The sequence below is a fragment of the Marinitoga okinawensis genome (assembly GCF_055387075.1).
On the sequence record NZ_AP042422.1, the window covers coordinates 230091 to 249195 of the forward strand.

Here is a 19105-nt window from a genome sequence, read left to right on the forward strand (position 1 = left end):
ATGCTCATAGTCATATCTTTAATGCAAAGCATTAAAGATAAATAAAAGATTCTTATTAATTTTATAATATTCTATATTATTCGCGAAGCGAAAGTTTCGGGAATTTTCAAGTATTCGTTCATATTATTTTTTTAGAAAATACTTTGTCAACAGTTTGAAAAAATCTCGGAGATTTATTTTTTTAATTTTATATTAAATAATAAATTTTTCCATCAAAAAATTAACATTTTCTATAATTATTTTGAATAAATATAAAATCAAAAATACACAATAATTTCACAAAGTATTGTGTAAATAAAAAGTTAAGACACAATATATTGTGGTATAATGATAGATGATGAAAATTGTAAGGGGGTATGGATGTGGAGCAATTATCCAATTTAGAAAGTTTATTAGATTTTTTTTCTGATATAGAACCATCAGAAAATGCTGAAAGAATTTTAAGAGATAGGTATTTATTAAAGGATGGGGAAGGAAAATATTTGGAACATTCCTGGGATGATATAGCAAGGAGGGTTTCTAGATATATAGCAAGTGCAGAAATATTATATACCGATGATATCGAAAAAATAAGAAATGTTGAAGAAAAATTCTATAAATTATTAAAAAGTAGGGTTTTTTTACCAAATAGTCCAACATTGTTTAATTCTGGAAAAACCTTACCAAGAGATGTATTTCAAAAAAATAGAGAAGATATGAGTTTAGAAGATTATAAAAAAATTTTTAATTCTAGAAATAGACATAATATGTTATCTGCATGTTTTGTTGTTCCACTTGAAGATTCAATGGAAGGAATTTTTGATGCTGTAAAAGATGCAGCATTAATACAAAAATATGGTGGTGGTGTTGGATACGATTTTTCTGCATTAAGGCCAAAAGAAAGTTCAATAGCAGGAACAGGTGGAAAATCATCTGGTCCAATTAGCTTTATGCATGTGTTTAATACTACAGCTTCCACAATAGAGCAGGGTGGAGCAAGGCGTGGAGCCCAAATGGCAGTAATGAGATATGATCACCCTGATGTAATAGATTTTATAAATTCCAAAAAAAATAATGATGGTAAATCTATACTTAATTATTTTAATATATCTGTGAATTTTGATAATCCAGAAGAATTTTTAAAAAAATTGGAAAATAATGAAGAAATTGAGTTATCCCATCCTAATTCAAATATAAAAAGAACAATTAAAGCAAAAGAATTATTTGATTTAATTGCTAATAATGCATGGAAATCAGGAGATCCGGGAATGTTATTTTTAGGAAGACATAATAAATATTATGCTTTAAGTGATGTGACTCCTGTAAGTGCTACTAATCCGTGTGTTGTTGGTGATACAAAAATCTTAACTGATAGAGGATTAATAAAAGCAAAAGACTTAACAACAGATATGAAAGTTTGGAGCCCAATTTCAAAACGATTTTTGCAAATTGAAAAAGTTATAGATCAAGGGATTAAACCTGTAAAGAAAATAATATTAAAAAACGGTATAGAATTAATAGCAACGTATGATCATAAAGTTTATACAGAAAATGGATGGGTCGAAATAAAGAATCTTAAGGTTGGAAATAAAATAAAAATAGTGAATGATAAAATTGAGTTTGAAAATGCTAATGATGAATTTGAATATCAAAATATAGAAAAAGGAAATAATAATAAGAAAATGAAATTTATAAATACTTCAAATGCAGTTGCTGTTGCAAAAGTTTTAGGGCTATTCATTGGTGATGGTTCATTATCAAATGAAGGTAGAATATCTTTTTCTATTGGAAAAAAGGATAACATTAAAGAAGAAATGGAATATTTATTAAATGAACTTTCAGAATCAAAAATAACTATTGTAGAAGAAGAAAATCAATATAAATTTATGATCAGATCAAAAAATTTTGAATCATTTATTAGAGAAATAATTGAATTAAATGCAAATGAACCAACATCATCTTTAGAGAAAAATGTTCCCGAAAAAATATTGAAATCAGATATAGAAATTCAAAGAAGTTTTTTAATAGGATTATTTACTGCTGATGGTTCTGTATATAATTCAAATGGTTCTATAACAGTAAGTTTATCAAGCGTTTCAAAAAAACTTCTTCAAAATGTGCAATTATTATTATTGCACTTTGGGATAAATTCGACCTTAACTATTGAAAAAATAGAAAGAAAATCAAAAATTAAAAATAATGTATATAATTGTAAAACAGGGTATAGAATCCTTATTTCAGGAGTAGATGCATATAAATTCTTTAACGAAATAGGTTTCATAGGTGAAAAACAGGAAAAACTGAATAATTTGGTTAAAGAACATTTGAACAAGCGTGGATTTTATAATAAAAATAAAGATTTTATAGAAATTTCTGATATTATTGATGATGGCGAAAAACAAGTTTTTGATATTACGGCAGGTCCAGATTATGTATGGGTTACAAATGGTATTTTATCTTACGATTGTGGTGAAGAACCTTTACCGCCATATGGGAGTTGTAATTTAGGTTCTATTGATATAGCTAAAGTAATAGATTTTGTTGAGTTGGGAAATCCTGAAGGAAAGAATAAAGATTTATTTAAAGAGTTAGTTTATTGGACAGCAAGATTTTTAGATGATGTTATAGATATAAATGTATATCCTCTTGAAAAAATAGATAAAGTGTCTAAAGAGCAAAGATTTATAGGTCTTGGAATAATGGGATTGGCTGATGCTATGTATAAAAAAGATTTGCCATATAATTCTGAAGAAGGCAGAAAGTTTATGGCAGAAACTTTAGCTCAATTTGCATATTATTCCCATTTAGCAAGTAGCGAATTGGCAAAAGAAAGAGGGAATTTCCCATTATTTGAAAAATCAAAATATAAAAATGGATTTATTCCATTTCCTATGCTAAATGATGATTATTCAGATAATATTAGAAAATGGAATAAATTAATAAAAGAACATTTCTTTGGGGAAGGTAAAAATTATAAAAGGAATGTTCAGGTTAACACAGTAGCTCCAACTGGATCTATATCTAATTTAGCAGATACTTCAAGCGGAATAGAACCTAATTTTATGCTTGCATATATTAGATATATGACAGATAAAGAAGGAAATAGAGTTCCTCTTCCGTATATGAATAAAATATTAAGGGATAAACTAGATGGAGATTTAAATAGTGAATTAGAAGCAGAAATTATTGAAAAAGGGTCATTACAAAATATAGAAGGAATATCAGAAGAAATAAAGAAAACATTTGTTACTTCAATGGATATTTCTGGAATGGATCATCTATTAGCTCAAAACGTTATCCAAAGTTATTTAGATGCCTCATGTTCAAAAACCATTAATTTACCAAAAGAAGCTACTGTTGATGATATAAAAGAGATATATAAGAAAGCAATGGAATTAAATCTAAAAGGAATAACAATATATAGAGATGGATCATTGGAAACACAAGTTTTAACGAAGGCAAAAAAAGAAGATAAAAAGGTTACTTTCTTTGTTTTAGATGAAAAACATAAATTGCGCGCAAGACCAAGAAAAGAAACATTAAAAAGTGTAACCAGGAAATTTAAAACAGAATCTGGAACTGTATATATTACAGTATCCTTTGATGATAACGGTGAAGCTATAGAAATTTTCTTATCAGACGGAACAGAAACAGCAGAAATTATAGGAAGATTGTCTTCTATAGCTTTAAGATCAGGAGTTTCTGTTGACGAAATATTAGAACAATTATCAAAAGTAAAAGGCACATATTGTAAAGGGATTTCAAAAGAAATAAAAAGTGCACTCGATGATTTTGAAGAATTATGGAATGAGGAAGAAAACGATATAGAAGTATTTCATGTTGGAAAACCTTTGAGTAAAGAAGAAATTGAAAAATTTGTTCATGCTAATAAACTTGAATATACTAAAGGTTATTATATTGATACTGAAGGAAATACATATTGTCCAACATGCTTAAGTAGAAATTCTTTAATAATGGCAGAAGGATGTATTTCGTGTAAAACATGTGGTTGGTCAAAATGTTCATAAAATTGGATATTAATTTTAAATATTAAAATATATAATAGATTTGATAAATTATTATTTTTGAGGTGATAAAGATGGCAAGTTGTAAAAATTATCATGAGGCAGCTATTGAAGGAGCAAATGACGGTATATTTCATGGAGATCATATACATCCAACTGTAATGATCTGGGCTTCTTTAAATGATGAAAAAATGAAAAAATTAGTAGAAAAAGTTGCTGAATATGATGCTGATTATGCTGATGATTTAAAAGAAATGTTTGGCGAATATGATAGTGATGTTGAAGATATTCCAATACCTTTTCCTTTTTCGTTTGGAAGTGAAAAGGAGTTTGAAGATGCTGAAGTTTTGTTAAAGGAAGTTGCAGATATAACTGAAGCTAATGCTTATTCTTTTATTGTTGAAGCTATGAGTGTTGATGATGAAGAAGATACTGTACCTTCTTTATTTACAGAATGTAGAGAAGGGAAAATATTTTTAACTCTTTTCGATTGGGAATACAATAAAGTTGATGAAGAAGAATACGAAAGTTCCGATGAAGATATTCAAAGTTTTAGATTAAAAATATTTAAATAAAAAAGGAATGGCTAAGCCATTCCTTTGAGACCATAAAAAATTTTGTGTAAATAAAAAGTAGAAAAAATAGGTAACCCTCTTCTTGGTATGGTAAAATAAAACCAAGAAGGGGGTATTTTAAATGGCAAAGAGAAAGAAAAAAGAAGAAAGTAACATTGAAAAATTAGCAAAGTTAATAGCAAGAGATCCTGAAGTAAACACAATGAAAGACGTATATGACAAGATAAAAGAATTGATGGGACCAATAATACAAGAAATGTTAGAAGCGGAATTAGAAGATGAATTAGGATATGAGAAATACGATAAGGAAAATAAAGAAACGGATAACTCCAGAAATGGATACAGCTCAAAAAAGGTAAGATCAAGCATGGGTGAGATGGAATTGAAAATACCCAGAGATAGAAAGGGTGAATATGAACCGAAAATAATACCAAAATATAAAAGAGATATTTCAGATATTGAAAGTAGAATAATAGGAATGTATGGTTTGGGATTAAGTACGAAAGATATAGTTAGGAATGTTGAAGATATATATGGTGTAGAATTATCAGCTGAAATGATAAGTAAAATTACTAATAAGATATTACCAGAAATTAGAGAATGGCAAAGCAGACCATTAGAAGAGATATACACTTTTGTTTTCATGGATGGAATAGTATTTAAAGTAAAAGATGATGGTGAGATAATTAAAAAGACTGCATATGTTGTAATAGGTGTAAATATTGATGGATTTAAAGAAGTTCTTGGTATATATATAGGTGAAATAGAATCATCAAAATTCTGGTTAAGAGTATTAAATGATTTAAAAAATAGAGGAGTTAAAGATATATTAATAGCTTCAGTAGATGGATTAACAGGATTCCCACAAGCAATTAAAGCAGCATTTCCTGATACTGTAGTACAAAGATGTATAATACATCAAATAAGAAATACATTAAAATATGTTAATTACAAAGATAGAAAAGAACTTGTAAATGATTTAAAAAAAGTATATAAAGCACCCAATAAAGATATAGCTTATTCAAACCTACAAGATTTAAAAGAAAACAAATGGACAAAATACAAATTGGCATTAGAAAGCTGGGAAAAACATTGGGAAACAATATCTCCATATTTTGATTATGGTGATGAAGTAAGAAAAATAATGTACACAACAAATGTAATAGAATCATTGAATAGGCAATATAGAAAAGTGACTAAAAATAAAACATCTTTTCCAAATGATGATGCATTATTAAAAATATTATATTTAGCAACAATAGATGCAACAAAAAGATGGACAGCTCGATATAGAAACTGGAGTAAAGTCCTAAACGAACTATCCATCTTTTTTAAAGAAAGAATCACAAAATACGTCTATAATTCTTAATGCAACTAAATTCAAAAACCTGAAATAATCAATAATACATAAAAACAAATACTAAAAACTAACGCCAAAAATATATTCTTAATTTAATAATGTTAAATCTTGCAGTGAAAATTGCAAAAAGGTGTTTGTTTTCAAAAACTCACATTAAAAACTTCTAGAAATTACTATTAAAGCATATTATAATATAGACGATAATTCATATGAAAATAATTTAAGAATTATAATCCAATTTAATTAATTTATTACCATCCAAGAAGAGGTATTTACACAAAAAATTACATGCTACCATTCCTTTTTTAATTGTTAAAGTTATTAAGCTTTTAAATCTTTAGGATCTGTGGATTTTCCATAGAATCTTAACACTGCCCATATTGCTGTTACACCTAAAATCAATGAAACCCATACAGGTAATCCAAGTCCAACTGGTATATAACCAACGACAGCTGCAGTAGAAGCTGCTGTTACAGCGTATGGTAATTGTGTCTTAACGTGATCAATATGATCAGCGGATGATGCCATTGATGACATAATTGTTGTATCTGAAATTGGAGAACAATGATCTCCGAATGTTGAACCTGTTAATACTGCACCTAATGTAGCATATACTAATGCTGTTAATTCATTTCCAGTATACGCTGCTGCCAAAGGAACTGCTAAAGGAAGCATAATTGCCATTGTTCCCCATGATGTTCCTGTAGCAAAAGATACAATTGCTGATATTATAAATACTAAGAGTGGTATTGACCAGCCAGGTAATGATGATGAAACAACTTGAACTAAATATTCAGCTGTTCCAAGGTCAGAAGCAATTGAGCCAATAGACCATGCTAAAGTTAAAATTATTGTAGTAATAACTAACGATTTTGCACCTTCAACCCAAGCTTCTAAAGCTTTTCTTAATGTCATAATTCCTTGAGAAACAGCCATTACAACAGCTACTATACTAGCTAATACTGATGCCCATATTAAAGCAGCGGAAGCATCTGCATTACCAAAAGCATCCCTAATTCCATCCCATGTAAAAGGATTATCTAAACCTCCACCAGAATACCATAAACCAATGAATGCAAAAATAATCAATGTTAAAATCGGCACCAAAGCATTTGAAACTCTTAATGGAATATCACTTTTATCTAAATCTTTTTCAAAATCTGTAGATAACATTGGTTCTGCATCATCTGCTAAAACCTTACCTGTTAATCTTGCCCTTTTTTCTGCTTTATACATTGGTCCAAAATCTCTTAACATTGCACCAACCATAAATACCATTACAAGTGCAAAAATCCCATACATCCTATATGGAATAGAACTAAAAAATACTGAATATGGATTTACTTTAACTCCAATTGAGTTAAAAGCATCTCCAATTAATCCTAATTCATAACCAATCCAGGTAGAAATCGCTGCCATAGTGGCAACAGGAGCAGCAGTAGAATCTACAATATATGATAGTTTTTCTCTTGAGACCTTTAATTTATCTGTTAATGGTCTCATTGTAGGTCCAACTATCAATGTATTTGCATAATCGTCAAAGAACACAACAACGCCCATTAATGCTGTAGCAACTTGAGCACTCCTTGCAGTTTTTGCTTTTTTTGCAAGTGCATTTGCTATAGCCCTTGTACCACCCATTTTAGCAATAACTCCAACCATACCACCTATTACTAAGGTGAAAACAATAATTCCTGCATGCCAGCTGTCAGCTAAAGCGTTTACCGGGTATTGTAATGTTTTTGTATAACTCTCAACTAATTTCATAAAAAATCCAGAGCTAGATGTAGCAAAAACATTAATTAGTGCACCTGAAAAAACACCAAGCAATAACGAAACAATAACTTCTTTGGTAACAAACGCTAAAACTATAGCTAATAATGGAGGAATAACAGACCAAAAACCATAATTTATTTTTGCTGCATCTCCTCCTTCAGCAAAAGCCAGGGTCGCCACTAAAACAAACGCCGCCATGATAAATAATACCACGAGTTTTTTCTTCATAAACTCCCTCCTCACATAATGATTTATATATAACTATTTTTAAAATAAAAAAGCCTTCCATGTGGAAGGCCTATTTGAAATAAAATTAATTATTTCAAACGGCTCTCCGCATATAGTATGCGACAGTTATACAGGTCTTTCCTGCATAACCAGGCCTGTAAGGTGGGTAAACCTTACATCCTTCGGCAACCTCGCCTTTCATCTATCCCGAACCTACCCTGGCGATAGATAGATTACTCATCTTGGTTGCGCCTCCGTTTGTTGTTAGATATATTAACTTTTTAATCGAGTTTATCACATAAATATTTCTTGAATATTTCTTGATTGTGAAAATAATAGGATTATAAATTATTATGGATTTATAAAAAAGCAAAATATGTAATCCTCCAGAAATATTTTTAACCACAAATACAAAATCAAAGCTATTATATCATAAAAACGTAAATAAAGTCAAAAAAGATTAATATATTATCTGTTTAATAATTTGTATTAATTATAATTAAACAGATTTTGTTATGCGTAATCATCACAATAACAATTAAATTTTCATTATTTTAGTAATGAATTATTAATATAAAAATGGGAGTTTTCAATAAATAACTACTTTAGAAGAAGCAAAGTAATTATTAATATAAAAAGATGGCGATTTACGCCATCTTTTATAGATACTATTATATAACTCCACTAATTGCTTTTACAGGACATCTGCTTTGACATAAACTACAACCAAAACATTTATCTTCATCTACTATAACCTGTTTATTTTCCTTATCAACAGTAATTGCCCAATATGGACATACCATTTCACACAATTTACAGAAAGTACATTTATTTAAATCTATTTTTGGATATTTTGGTTCAAATACTACTTCTTTTTTCTTTAACCCGGTTTTTTTAACCTCATCTATACTATTAAATCCATATTTTTCAAGAGCTTTAGGAAGTTGATCAACTATTGTTTTATACAATTGTTTTCCCCTAATTAATGCTGCAGATAGCATTTGAACCGCATCAGCACCAGCTAATAAATATTCTATAACATCATCAGCAGAAGCAATTCCACCAACACCTATTACAGGTATTTCAGGGACTGCAGTTTTTATTGTATTTACAAGTGCAAGTCCTAAATTCTTAATAACAGGACCAGAAATCCACACTTGCCCTTTATCATTTCCAATTAGATTTGTTCTGTTTTCGATATCAATAAGCATAGTTGGTCCAAGAGAATTAATTGCAACAACACCAGTTCCGCCATTTGCTAATACCATTTTCGCAAATTCAACAGGATCTGGTATATGAGGGCTCATTTTCATAAATATTGGTTTGTCTGTATTTGCTCTAATAGTTCTTACAGTTTCTGCTATATTATCTAAATTCTTTCCTACATAATGCGTGGAAATTTCAAATGCATCAGCAAATTTATCTAATTGAGGTATTAATATTTCCATATCTTCCTTAGTATAGCCTGCACTAACTACTAAAGGTAAATCCAATTCTTTTTTTAATTTTGGTAATATTTCATTTATCCATTTTTCTGGTGGTAATTCTGACCATAATTCTGCGTTAACTATATAGTTATTTGTCCCGTATATACATGGTCTTGGAACTTCAGCTGCTTTTGTTGATATAGTTTTTGTTACCATGCCCCCAACGCCAAGTCTGGCAAGATATAACATTTTTTCATCATCGCCAACGAGTGGTCCAGAAGCTGGCATTAAAGGATTTTTAAGTTTTATTCCAGCAAATTCTGTACTTAAATCCATAATTTTACCCCCCTGATTATAATCTTTCCCATAATTTTTTTGATATTTCTTTTGCATTATTATAAATACTATTCACATCATATTTTACTTCTCTATTTTTCATTAAAATTTCACCGTTTACTATTGTGTCAATAACATCTAATTTATCCCAAATCCCAAAGAATACATGTCCAAAAATATTATTTTTATCAAGTAGTGTAAAAGGAATATAATCAAAAGAAATCATATCTGCTTTATAACCTTCTTTAATTCTTCCTATTTTTATTCCTAATAATTCCCCGGCAAGATTATATACATTATCAATATTGTTTTTTAAATCAACAAAATTAAAGAATGTAGGATCTTCATATCTATATTTTTGTGTATAATAAAGATTTAAATATTCACGTGTTATATTAAATCCAAGACCATCATTACCAATAATAGTTTTTATATTATTATTTTTTAATAGCATATAATTTGGTAATCCAACAGCATTATTCATATTAGATGTTGGATTTAAGGCAACATATACATCATGTTTTGATATGATTTCTGCTTCTTTTTCATCAATATGAACACAATGAGATAAAATAGAATTTTTAGTTAAAAGATCAAATTCCTCTAGTCTCTCCACAACTCTTTTACCATATTTTTTTATTGAATCTTCTTCATCTTCCAAACTTTCTGCAACATGAATATGTATAGGAAGTCCATTTAAATTTTCTGATACCTTTTTTAATGTTTCATTTGATAGTGATAATGATGCATGAAGGCCAAACATTCCAGCATGATTTTCGTTTTTATTTTTTGCAAACTCTACGTTTTCTTCTATACACTCAGTTACATTAAATCTATCACTGGTTTCAAAACAAAAAATCCCTCTTAATCCAATTTCATCACACAATCCTTTTTTTAATTCATTTAATGTACCTTTAATTGCCAATCCACTAGCATGATGGTCAATAAATGTAGTAATACCATTTTTAATAAATTCTATTCCGCTAACTAATCCGCTATAATATGTAGTTTCTAAATCTATTTTTGAATCCATTCTCCACCATAATTGTTTTAATATATCAGAAAAGCTTTTTGGATTGAATTCAACAGACATGCCTCTTGCAAAAGTAGAATAAATATGTGTGTGTCCATTTACAAAACCTGGCATTACTAATTTGCCTTTGAAATCAATTATTTCTTCATTTTTATTTTTTTTAAAATCTTTCATGTCACCCACTTCTAATATTTCTTTATCAAATCTAATGTATTGATTTTCCTTATAATTTTCATAATCAAAAATATTACAGTTTATAATAACTTTTACCATTTTATCTCTTCCCTTCTTAAAAAACGACCTTTATACTTCTTGTTTGTTAATTTTCCTTCCTTGATTATAAAACGCCCTCGAGATATTGTGCTTAGGATTTTACCTTTTATATCTATGCCGTCATAAACAGTATAATCAGCTTTTGAATTATGTGAAGTTATAGTCCATTTTAAATCTGGATCGAATATAACTATATCAGCATCAGAACCAGGTAAAAGCGTTCCTTTTTGGGGATATAATCCGTAATATTTAGCAACATTTTTTGTAAATTTATCTATTATTTTATCTCCAAATAATGAATACATTAATACAAAGGAAAACTCTACACCACCTATTCCCATAGGCATAATATTTGTATATTTCTTATTTTTTTCATTGCTATTAAAAGGACAATGATCTGTTCCTATTGTTTGCAAATAATTAATATTATCTATTAATTTTAATCTTTCGTTTTCACTTCTTAAAGGTGGTGTCATTGAGTAAAGATAACCATCTTTTTGTGCAAACTTTTCATTGTTAAAATAGAAGTAATGTGGGCAACTTTCTAATACTAAGTTTTTGGCTATAATATCAGAAAATCTATTTTTTAATACTTCTAATGAATATCCGCTAGAAAGATGAACTATATATAATTGACCATTGTAAAAATCTGTCATTTCAGCAAGTTTTATAACTTCTGTTGTTTCTGATAAAGTCGATCTAATCTTAGAATGATCTTTTATTGGTATATTATCTTTTTTTTCTATTAATTGATCATTTTCTGCATGAACAGTTACTACAATTTCCTCTTCTTTAGATAATTTTAAAAGATCAGAAATATATTTATCTTTTGTCATTCTTGGACCATATGTAGTAAATAATTTTATACTGGCAACACCTAATTCTTTGCATTTCTTAATTAATTTCTTAGCATCAACTGTGGGATTTGCTATTGTAGCGTGAAAAGCGTAGTCAGTAAGACTTTTTTTAGCAAGATTTTTTCTTTCTTCAAAGGCTTTTTCTAATTCTTCTATATTTGTAATAGGGTCAAGAAAATCTATGTATGAAGTAATACCCCCAAATGCTGCAGAAATAGAACCAGAATTAAAATCATCAGCCGAAGTATAATTCCCTACAGTTAGATGAAAGTGTACATGAGGATCTATAAAACCGGGAAGTATATACTTCCCGGAAATATCATATTCTTCTTTTGAACTTAAGTATGAATTTGAAATATCTTTTATTTTTCCATTTTTGATATATATATTACCTTCAATAAATTCTCCATCTAAATATATTTTGCCATTTAAAATTCCCAAATCAAACATATATAATCACACCTTATTATCTTCCGCCCATTAATAATGTCATTACAGCTTTAGCAGTATGAATTCTGTTTTCAGCTTCATCAAAGATAACAGAATGAGGACCATCTATAACAGAATCAACAACTTCCTTTCCTCTATCTGCAGGTAAAGCATGCATATAAATAGAGTCATGTCTTGTTAATTTCATTTTTTCTTCATCGCAAATCCAATCCTTATGTTTAGCAGTTTCTGCCTTGATTTCTTCTGGATCATCAGATACAAAGAATCCTCCCCAGTTTTTAGGAATAACAACATGTGCATCGACAAATGCATCTTCCATTTTATGTGAAATATTCAATTTACCGCCATATTTTTCTGCGTTTTCTTGTGCTTGTTTAACAATATCAGGCATTAAATCAAATTTTTCTGGATATGCTAATGTAACGTCCATACCTAATCTTGTGAATAATAATATTTGTGATTGAGGCACTGATAAAGGTTTTAAATGACTTTCTGCATATGCCCAACTAATACCAACTTTTAATCCTTTTAAATTTTTTCCAAATCTCTCTTGCATTGTCATAGCATCAGCTAATACTTGGAAAGGATGGTATACATCATCTTGTAAATTCATAACTGGAACTTGAGATACTGAAGCCATACCCCTTAAATATTTATTTCCTTTACCAAATTCACAAGCTCTTACTGCAATTCCGTGACCCATTCTTGCTAAAACTCTAGCGGTATCTTCTGGAGTTTCACCATGAGATAATTGCATTGTGCTAGGGTTTAGGAAATTAGCATGTCCACCTAATTGGGCAATTCCAGCTTCCATAGAATTTCTTGTTCTTGTTGATTGATCAAAGAAAATTAAAAATAATGTTTTATAAAGTAAATATGGTGTTGGAATATTTGAAGCCATTTTTATTTTTAAATCTCTTGCTAAATCTAGCATCATTTCTATTTCTTCATTAGTGAAATCTTGTGTGGTTATAAAATGCCTACTTTTTTCAGTTTTAAAAAATGCTGACATAATTTTCTCCTCCTTATTTTTATTTATAAATTTAAATTATCAGTTTTTTTTCATTAAATATTATTTCTTTATTTTTTCTACTAATGTTTTAGGGAAATTAGCATAAAATGCTGCAGCTTTTACTAAATGTTCAATTCTTACTTTTTCATTTGGAGCATGCGCAAATTTTTCATCACCAGGGCCAAATCCTACTGTTGGAATACCATACACCCCTGCTGTAGCTATACCATTTGTACTAAAGGTCCATTTATCTATTAATGGATCGCTTCCGAAAGTTTTAATATATGCTTCTTTTGCAGCTTGAACTACATCAGAATCTTCCTCAAGTACCCATGTTGGGAAGTATTTTTCTACTGGATATTCAATGCCAGTGTAAGCAGGTTTTGAGTAGGTTAGTTCAACGATTTCCGCATCAATACCAGTTTTTTTGAATATTTCTCTTATTTCTTCAAATGCACTTTCTTTAGTTTCTCCAGCAGTGAGCCTTCTATCAATATGTATTACACATTCATCAGGAACTGCGTTATGTGAAGGTGATTTAAAGAAAATTTGAGAAACAACTATAGTACCTTTTCCTAAGAAAGGATCATAGTGAAGATTATCGTTTAATTTTTCTATTTCATTAATTATCTTTGCCATCTTATATATAGCATTATCTCCTCTTTCAGGAGCACTAGCATGTGCAGAGAGTCCAACGGTTTTGATTCTAAATTCTATTCTTCCTCTGTGACCTCTGTATACGTTTAAACTGGTTGGTTCAGTTATGACTACAAAATCAGGTTTTAGTTTATCCTCTTCCACAATATATCTCCAGCATAATCCATCACAGTCTTCTTCCATAACTGTTCCTGTTACATATACAGTAAAATCATCTAAAAGATTTAATTCTTTTAAAATTTTCATACCATAGACCATGGAACACATACCAGCTTTTTGATCAGAAGCACCACGGCCATATACCCATTCATCGTCCCAATCGCCACTAAATGGATCTTTTTCCCATAAGTCTGGATTTCCAACTTCAACAGTATCAATATGTGCATCCATTGCAATAACATGTTTTCCATTTCCTATTCTTCCAAGGATGTTTCCAAGTCCATCAATCTTTACTTCATCGAATCCTACCTTTTCCATTTCTTCTTTAATTACTTGAATAACTTCTTTTTCTTCACCAGAATAACTTCTTGCTTTAATTAATTTACTCATGAATTTTACAATATCTTCTCTATATTTCTCCGCAAGTTCTAATGTTGTCAATCCTATCCCTCCCTAAAAAGTCTTTATAAAATTATATAACTTTTACTTTAAAATTAAAAATCCATACAAGTTTCATTAACAGTATTTTAGTATTTTAAATTTCAAATATTGTTAATTATCTTCTTTATTTATAGAAATTCTATATAAAATAAAAAAAGCTCTCAAAAATGAGAGCTTCTGGCTGTTGACAAAGCATTTTACTATTTTTTTTCCTTTTTATAATAATCACAATATTCATTTATAAGACATTCTTCGCATTTGGGATTTCTTGCTTTACAAACATTTCGACCATGAAAAATTAACCAATGATGAGCTTTTCCCCATAATTCTTTTGGAATCACTTTCATTAAATCATCTTCTGTACCTCTTACATCTTTACTATTAGCAAGACCTATTCTGTTTGATACTCTAAAGACATGGGTATCAACAGCTATAGCATCTTTTCCAAAAGCTACGCTTAAAATAACATTTGCAGTTTTTCTTCCAACACCTGGTAATTTTATTAATTCTTCTCTTGTTTCAGGTATTTTTCCATTATAATTTTCTACAAGGATTTTAGCAGTTTTTATAATGTTTTTACTTTTAGTTTTGTATAATCCTACTCCTTTTATGTATTTTTCTAATTCTTCTGGTTCTAATTTTGCAAAATCTTCTGGTGTTTTATACTTTTCAAATAAAATAGGAGTTACTTTATTTACCTGATTATCAGTGGTTTGAGCAGAAAGCATAACAGCTATTAATAATTCAAAATTATTATTGTATTTTAAGACGGTTTGAGGATTTGTATAAGTTCTTGATAATATCTCTAATATTTTTTTAACTTCTTTTTTTGATTTTAATTTTTTCATTTCTTACCTCCATAATTCTTCTCATAAAACTTCAAATACTCACCAGAAATTACTCTTTTCATCCAATCTGGGTTTTCTAAATACCATTCTATTGTTTTTTCTATTCCTTCATCGAACATTATTTCTGGTTCCCATCCTAATTCTTCTTTTATTTTTGTTGGATCTATTCCATATCTTCTATCATGCCCTAGTCTATCTTTTACGTGTTTTATTAATTCCTCATTTATTTCTTCATCTCCTGTTTTTTCTCTGAGTATTTCTATTATCTTTTTTACTATGTATATGTTTTCCTTTTCGTTGTGACCACCTATATTATATATTTCTCCTGTTTTTCCTTTTTCAAATACTAAATCTATTGCTCTACAATGATCTGTTACATATAACCAGTCTCTTATTTGTTTTCCATCTCCATATACTGGTAATTCTTTGTGATTTAATGCATTGTTTAGCATTAATGGTATTAATTTTTCTGGAAATTGATATGGTCCATAGTTGTTTGAACATCTTGTTATATTTGTTGGCATTTTATATGTATCATGATATGCTTTTACTATTAAGTCTGCTGATGCTTTACTTGCTGAATATGGACTATGTGGATCTAGTGGTGTATTTTCTGTGAAATACCCTGTTGGTCCTAATGATCCATATACTTCATCTGTTGATACTTGTAAGAACTTTACTCCATCTTTGTATTTTTGTGTATCTATTCCCCAATATTTTTTTGATACATTTAATAATGTTTGTGTTCCTATTACATTTGTTTTTAAGAATATTTGTGGATCATGTATTGATCTATCTACATGACTTTCTGCTGCAAAGTTTATTATTCCTTCTATTTTATATGTTTCAAATATGTATTCTATTAATTCTTGATTGTTTATATCACCTTTTATGAATATAAATCTTTCTTTTTGTTCTGGGGTTAATTTTTCTAAATTTTCTAAGTTTCCTGCATATGTTAATTTATCTAGTCCTATTATTTTTCTATCTTTATATTTTTCTAAGTAATAATATACAAAGTTACTTCCTATGAATCCGGCTATTCCTGTTACCAGTATATTCATTTTATATTTCCCCCATTATTCTCTAAATTTTGCTAATAATATTAAATCTAAATATTTTCCATTTCTAAATATTTCTTTTTTTAGAATACCTTCTTTCTGATATCCTAATTTTTCATATAACTTTAGAGCTCTAATATTATTTGAAATAACTTCTAATTTTATTTTTCTTATATTCAATTCGTAAAATATAAATTTTTCTATTAAATTAACTGCTTCTCCACCATATCCATGTTCCCAATATTTCTCATCAATAAAGAAACCTGCTCCACAAACAGAATTTTTAAAGTCAACATTTTTAACAACACTCCCCCCTATTAAAGCATCATCTTCTTTTCTTACTATAGCAAAATCATATATATATTTTTTTCTTCTTTCTGGAATTGACTTAAAAAAATTTCCCTGATCATTTGATGAAAAAGGTAATATTATGTTTAAAGTTAAGAACTCTCTTACTTTATAATTATTCATTATATTTTTTAAATTATTCATATCATTTTCTTCATAGTTTCTTAAATATATTTTTTTACCGTTGTACACAAAATCACTCCCCCTCAGAAACAAATGATAATAAATATCTTCCATATTCTGTATTTTTTAATTCCTCACCAAATTTTTTTAAATCTTTTTGTGAGATCCATCCATTTCTGTATGCTATTTCTTCTAAACAGGCTATGTATAATCCCTGCCTTTTCTGAATTGCGGCGACAAAATTTGAAGCTTCCAATAATCCCTCAGGAGTTCCTGTATCTAACCAGGCAAATCCTCTTCCAAGAATTTGAACTTTCAATTTCTTCATTTTTAGGTATTCTTTGTTAATCTCTGTAATTTCCAATTCCCCTCTTGGAGAAGGTGTAATCTTTTTTGCTATCTTTACAACATTATTATCATAAAAATATAATCCAGGAACAACATAATTAGATTTTGTTTTTTTAGGTTTCTCTTCTAAACTTATAACATTAAAATTTTTATCAAATTCAACAACCCCAAAATTAGAAGGATTTTTAACATAATATGCAAATATCATTGCACCTTCTGTTATTTTTATTGCTTTCTTTAAAATATTAGAAAATCCATGGCCATAAAATAGATTATCTCCTAAAATCAATGCTACATTATCATTTCCTATAAAATCTTTTCCTATTCTAAAAGCTTCAGCTATCCCATGGGGATATTTTTGAATTCTATATTCTAATTTTATTCCATATTGATGCCCATTTCCTAATAAATTCTCATACAATTTTATAAATTCTTTATTAGAAATTATCAATATATCCTTTATCCCTGCAAGCATTAGTGTTGATAATGGATAGTATATTAACGGTTTATCATATATTGGTATTAATTGTTTACTAATAGCTCTAGTAATTGGATATAAACGCAATCCAGAACCACCAGCTAAAATTATCCCCCTCATACCATCGCCCTTTCACAATTAAATAAATTTATTTTTATTGAAAATACTTAATTTAACACTATATAGATTCATATATAGAGTTTATAATATAATTTATCTCTTTTTTAGTAAGATTCAGATGTAAAGGTAATCTTAAAATGTTTCTACTAATTTTTTCAGTAATAGGGAAGTCACCTTTTTTATATCCTAATTTTTGACCCATAGGAGATTCATGTAATGGTATATAATGGAATATTGCTTGAATACCTTTTTGCTTTAATGAATCCATTAATTTATTTCTTTGCTTATTAGAATTTAATAATATATAAAATATATGATAATTAGAAAACGAGTAATCGGGTATTTTTGGTAGTTTTAGCATTCCTCTTTTTTCTAATTCAAATAGCCCTTTATAATACATATTATAAATTTTTTTTCTTTTTTCTAAGATTTCATCCATTTTTTCTAGTTGAGCAAGTAAAAATGCTGATAAAATATCGGAAATAACAAAACTTGATCCTATATCAATCCATGTATATTTATCTATTTCTCCTCTAAAAAATTTACTTCTATTCGTACCTTTTTCCCGAACAATTTCAGCTCTTTCAATTAATGTTTCATCATTTAAAATGATTGCTCCACCTTCACCACAGGTATAGTTTTTAGTTTCATGGAAGCTATAGCATCCTATATCTCCTATGGTCCCTAAATATTTATCTTTATATTTTGCATTAACCGCTTGAGCTGCGTCTTCAATAATTTTTAACGAGTATTTTTTTGCAATATAGGATAATTTGTCCATATTACAAGAATGCCCTGCATAATGTACTGGCATTATAGCCTTTGTTTTAGAATTAATTTTTTCTTCTATTTTATCAACATCTATATTTAAAGTATCTGGATTTATATCTACAAATATAGGCTTTGCACCTCTTAATAAAACTGCATTAGCAGATGACACAAATGTAAAAGATGGCATTATGACTTCATCACCATCTTTTAAATCTAATAATATAGCAGCCATATCTAATGCTGCACTTGCTGAAGTTGTTAACAAAACTTTTTTCGTATTGAATTTTTTTTCTATTAATTTTTGAGCTCTTTTTGTAAAAGAACCATCGCCACTTATTTTAGAACTTATTATAGCTTGATTCATATATTCAAGCTCTCTTGAAGTATAATATATTTTATTGAAATAAATCATAATATACA

The 19105-nt window shown here is 28.6% G+C and carries 14 protein-coding genes and 1 riboswitch; of the genes, 3 read left to right on the plus strand and 11 right to left on the minus strand.

Going from position 1 to position 19105, the window contains the following annotated elements; all coding sequences use genetic code 11:
• The first annotated feature begins 362 nt into the window (after positions 1 to 362).
• From ACZ5CK_RS01040 to ACZ5CK_RS01050, 3 genes are all read left to right on the plus strand, one after another.
• Positions 363 to 4007: an LAGLIDADG family homing endonuclease gene (locus tag ACZ5CK_RS01040; RefSeq protein WP_464582059.1), complete on the plus strand. Its 3645-nt coding sequence runs from the start codon at positions 363 to 365 to the stop codon at positions 4005 to 4007.
• Positions 4008 to 4078: 71 nt separating this feature from the next.
• Positions 4079 to 4579, plus strand: a complete 501-nt coding sequence (locus tag ACZ5CK_RS01045; RefSeq protein ID WP_464582060.1) for a hypothetical protein — start codon at positions 4079 to 4081, stop codon at positions 4577 to 4579.
• Positions 4580 to 4700: 121 nt separating this feature from the next.
• Complete coding sequence (locus ACZ5CK_RS01050) at positions 4701 to 5948, plus strand: IS256 family transposase (RefSeq protein WP_464581024.1); 1248 nt, start codon at positions 4701 to 4703, stop codon at positions 5946 to 5948.
• A gap of 312 nt (positions 5949 to 6260) precedes the next feature.
• Here ACZ5CK_RS01050 and ACZ5CK_RS01055 read toward each other — a convergent pair whose 3' ends face one another.
• The 11 genes from ACZ5CK_RS01055 to rffA form a co-directional block, all read right to left on the minus strand.
• On the minus strand, positions 6261 to 7943 hold the full coding sequence (locus tag ACZ5CK_RS01055; protein ID WP_464582061.1) for a Na+/H+ antiporter NhaC family protein: 1683 nt from the start codon (positions 7941 to 7943) through the stop codon (positions 6261 to 6263).
• Positions 7944 to 8034: 91 nt separating this feature from the next.
• A riboswitch (Lysine riboswitch) is annotated at positions 8035 to 8208 on the minus strand.
• A gap of 406 nt (positions 8209 to 8614) precedes the next feature.
• Positions 8615 to 9706 (minus strand): 4Fe-4S binding protein, encoded by a 1092-nt coding sequence (locus tag ACZ5CK_RS01060; protein ID WP_464582062.1) that lies wholly within the window; start codon positions 9704 to 9706, stop codon positions 8615 to 8617.
• A gap of 16 nt (positions 9707 to 9722) precedes the next feature.
• A complete protein-coding gene (locus tag ACZ5CK_RS01065; RefSeq protein ID WP_464582063.1) occupies positions 9723 to 11012 on the minus strand; it encodes an amidohydrolase family protein in 1290 nt (429 codons plus the stop codon).
• Positions 11006 to 12319 carry a dihydroorotase gene (locus tag ACZ5CK_RS01070; protein ID WP_464582064.1) on the minus strand — a complete coding sequence of 438 codons (1314 nt, stop codon included), beginning with the start codon at positions 12317 to 12319 and terminating at the stop codon, positions 11006 to 11008. Before ACZ5CK_RS01070 ends, ACZ5CK_RS01065 begins: the two co-directional genes overlap by 7 nt.
• A gap of 16 nt (positions 12320 to 12335) precedes the next feature.
• The gene (locus ACZ5CK_RS01075; RefSeq protein WP_464582065.1) at positions 12336 to 13331 is read right to left on the minus strand and encodes an ornithine carbamoyltransferase; all 996 of its coding nucleotides are present in this window, start codon (positions 13329 to 13331) and stop codon (positions 12336 to 12338) included.
• A 60-nt stretch (positions 13332 to 13391) separates the two neighbouring features.
• Entirely contained in the window at positions 13392 to 14594 is a 1203-nt protein-coding gene (locus ACZ5CK_RS01080) for a YgeY family selenium metabolism-linked hydrolase (protein WP_464582932.1), read from the minus strand.
• Between the two features lie 194 nt (positions 14595 to 14788).
• Positions 14789 to 15436 carry an endonuclease III gene (gene nth / locus ACZ5CK_RS01085; RefSeq protein ID WP_464582066.1) on the minus strand — a complete coding sequence of 216 codons (648 nt, stop codon included), beginning with the start codon at positions 15434 to 15436 and terminating at the stop codon, positions 14789 to 14791.
• Complete coding sequence (rfbB, locus tag ACZ5CK_RS01090) at positions 15433 to 16500, minus strand: dTDP-glucose 4,6-dehydratase (RefSeq protein ID WP_464582068.1); 1068 nt, start codon at positions 16498 to 16500, stop codon at positions 15433 to 15435. The genes nth and rfbB overlap by 4 nt, the downstream gene beginning before the upstream one ends.
• A gap of 15 nt (positions 16501 to 16515) precedes the next feature.
• Positions 16516 to 17037: a GNAT family N-acetyltransferase gene (locus tag ACZ5CK_RS01095; protein ID WP_464582069.1), complete on the minus strand. Its 522-nt coding sequence runs from the start codon at positions 17035 to 17037 to the stop codon at positions 16516 to 16518.
• Between the two features lie 4 nt (positions 17038 to 17041).
• Positions 17042 to 17914, minus strand: coding sequence for a glucose-1-phosphate thymidylyltransferase RfbA (gene rfbA / locus ACZ5CK_RS01100; RefSeq protein WP_464582070.1), 873 nt, complete (start codon positions 17912 to 17914; stop codon positions 17042 to 17044).
• A 58-nt stretch (positions 17915 to 17972) separates the two neighbouring features.
• A complete protein-coding gene (gene rffA, locus ACZ5CK_RS01105; RefSeq protein WP_464582071.1) occupies positions 17973 to 19097 on the minus strand; it encodes a dTDP-4-amino-4,6-dideoxygalactose transaminase in 1125 nt (374 codons plus the stop codon).
• Positions 19098 to 19105 lie beyond the last annotated feature (8 nt).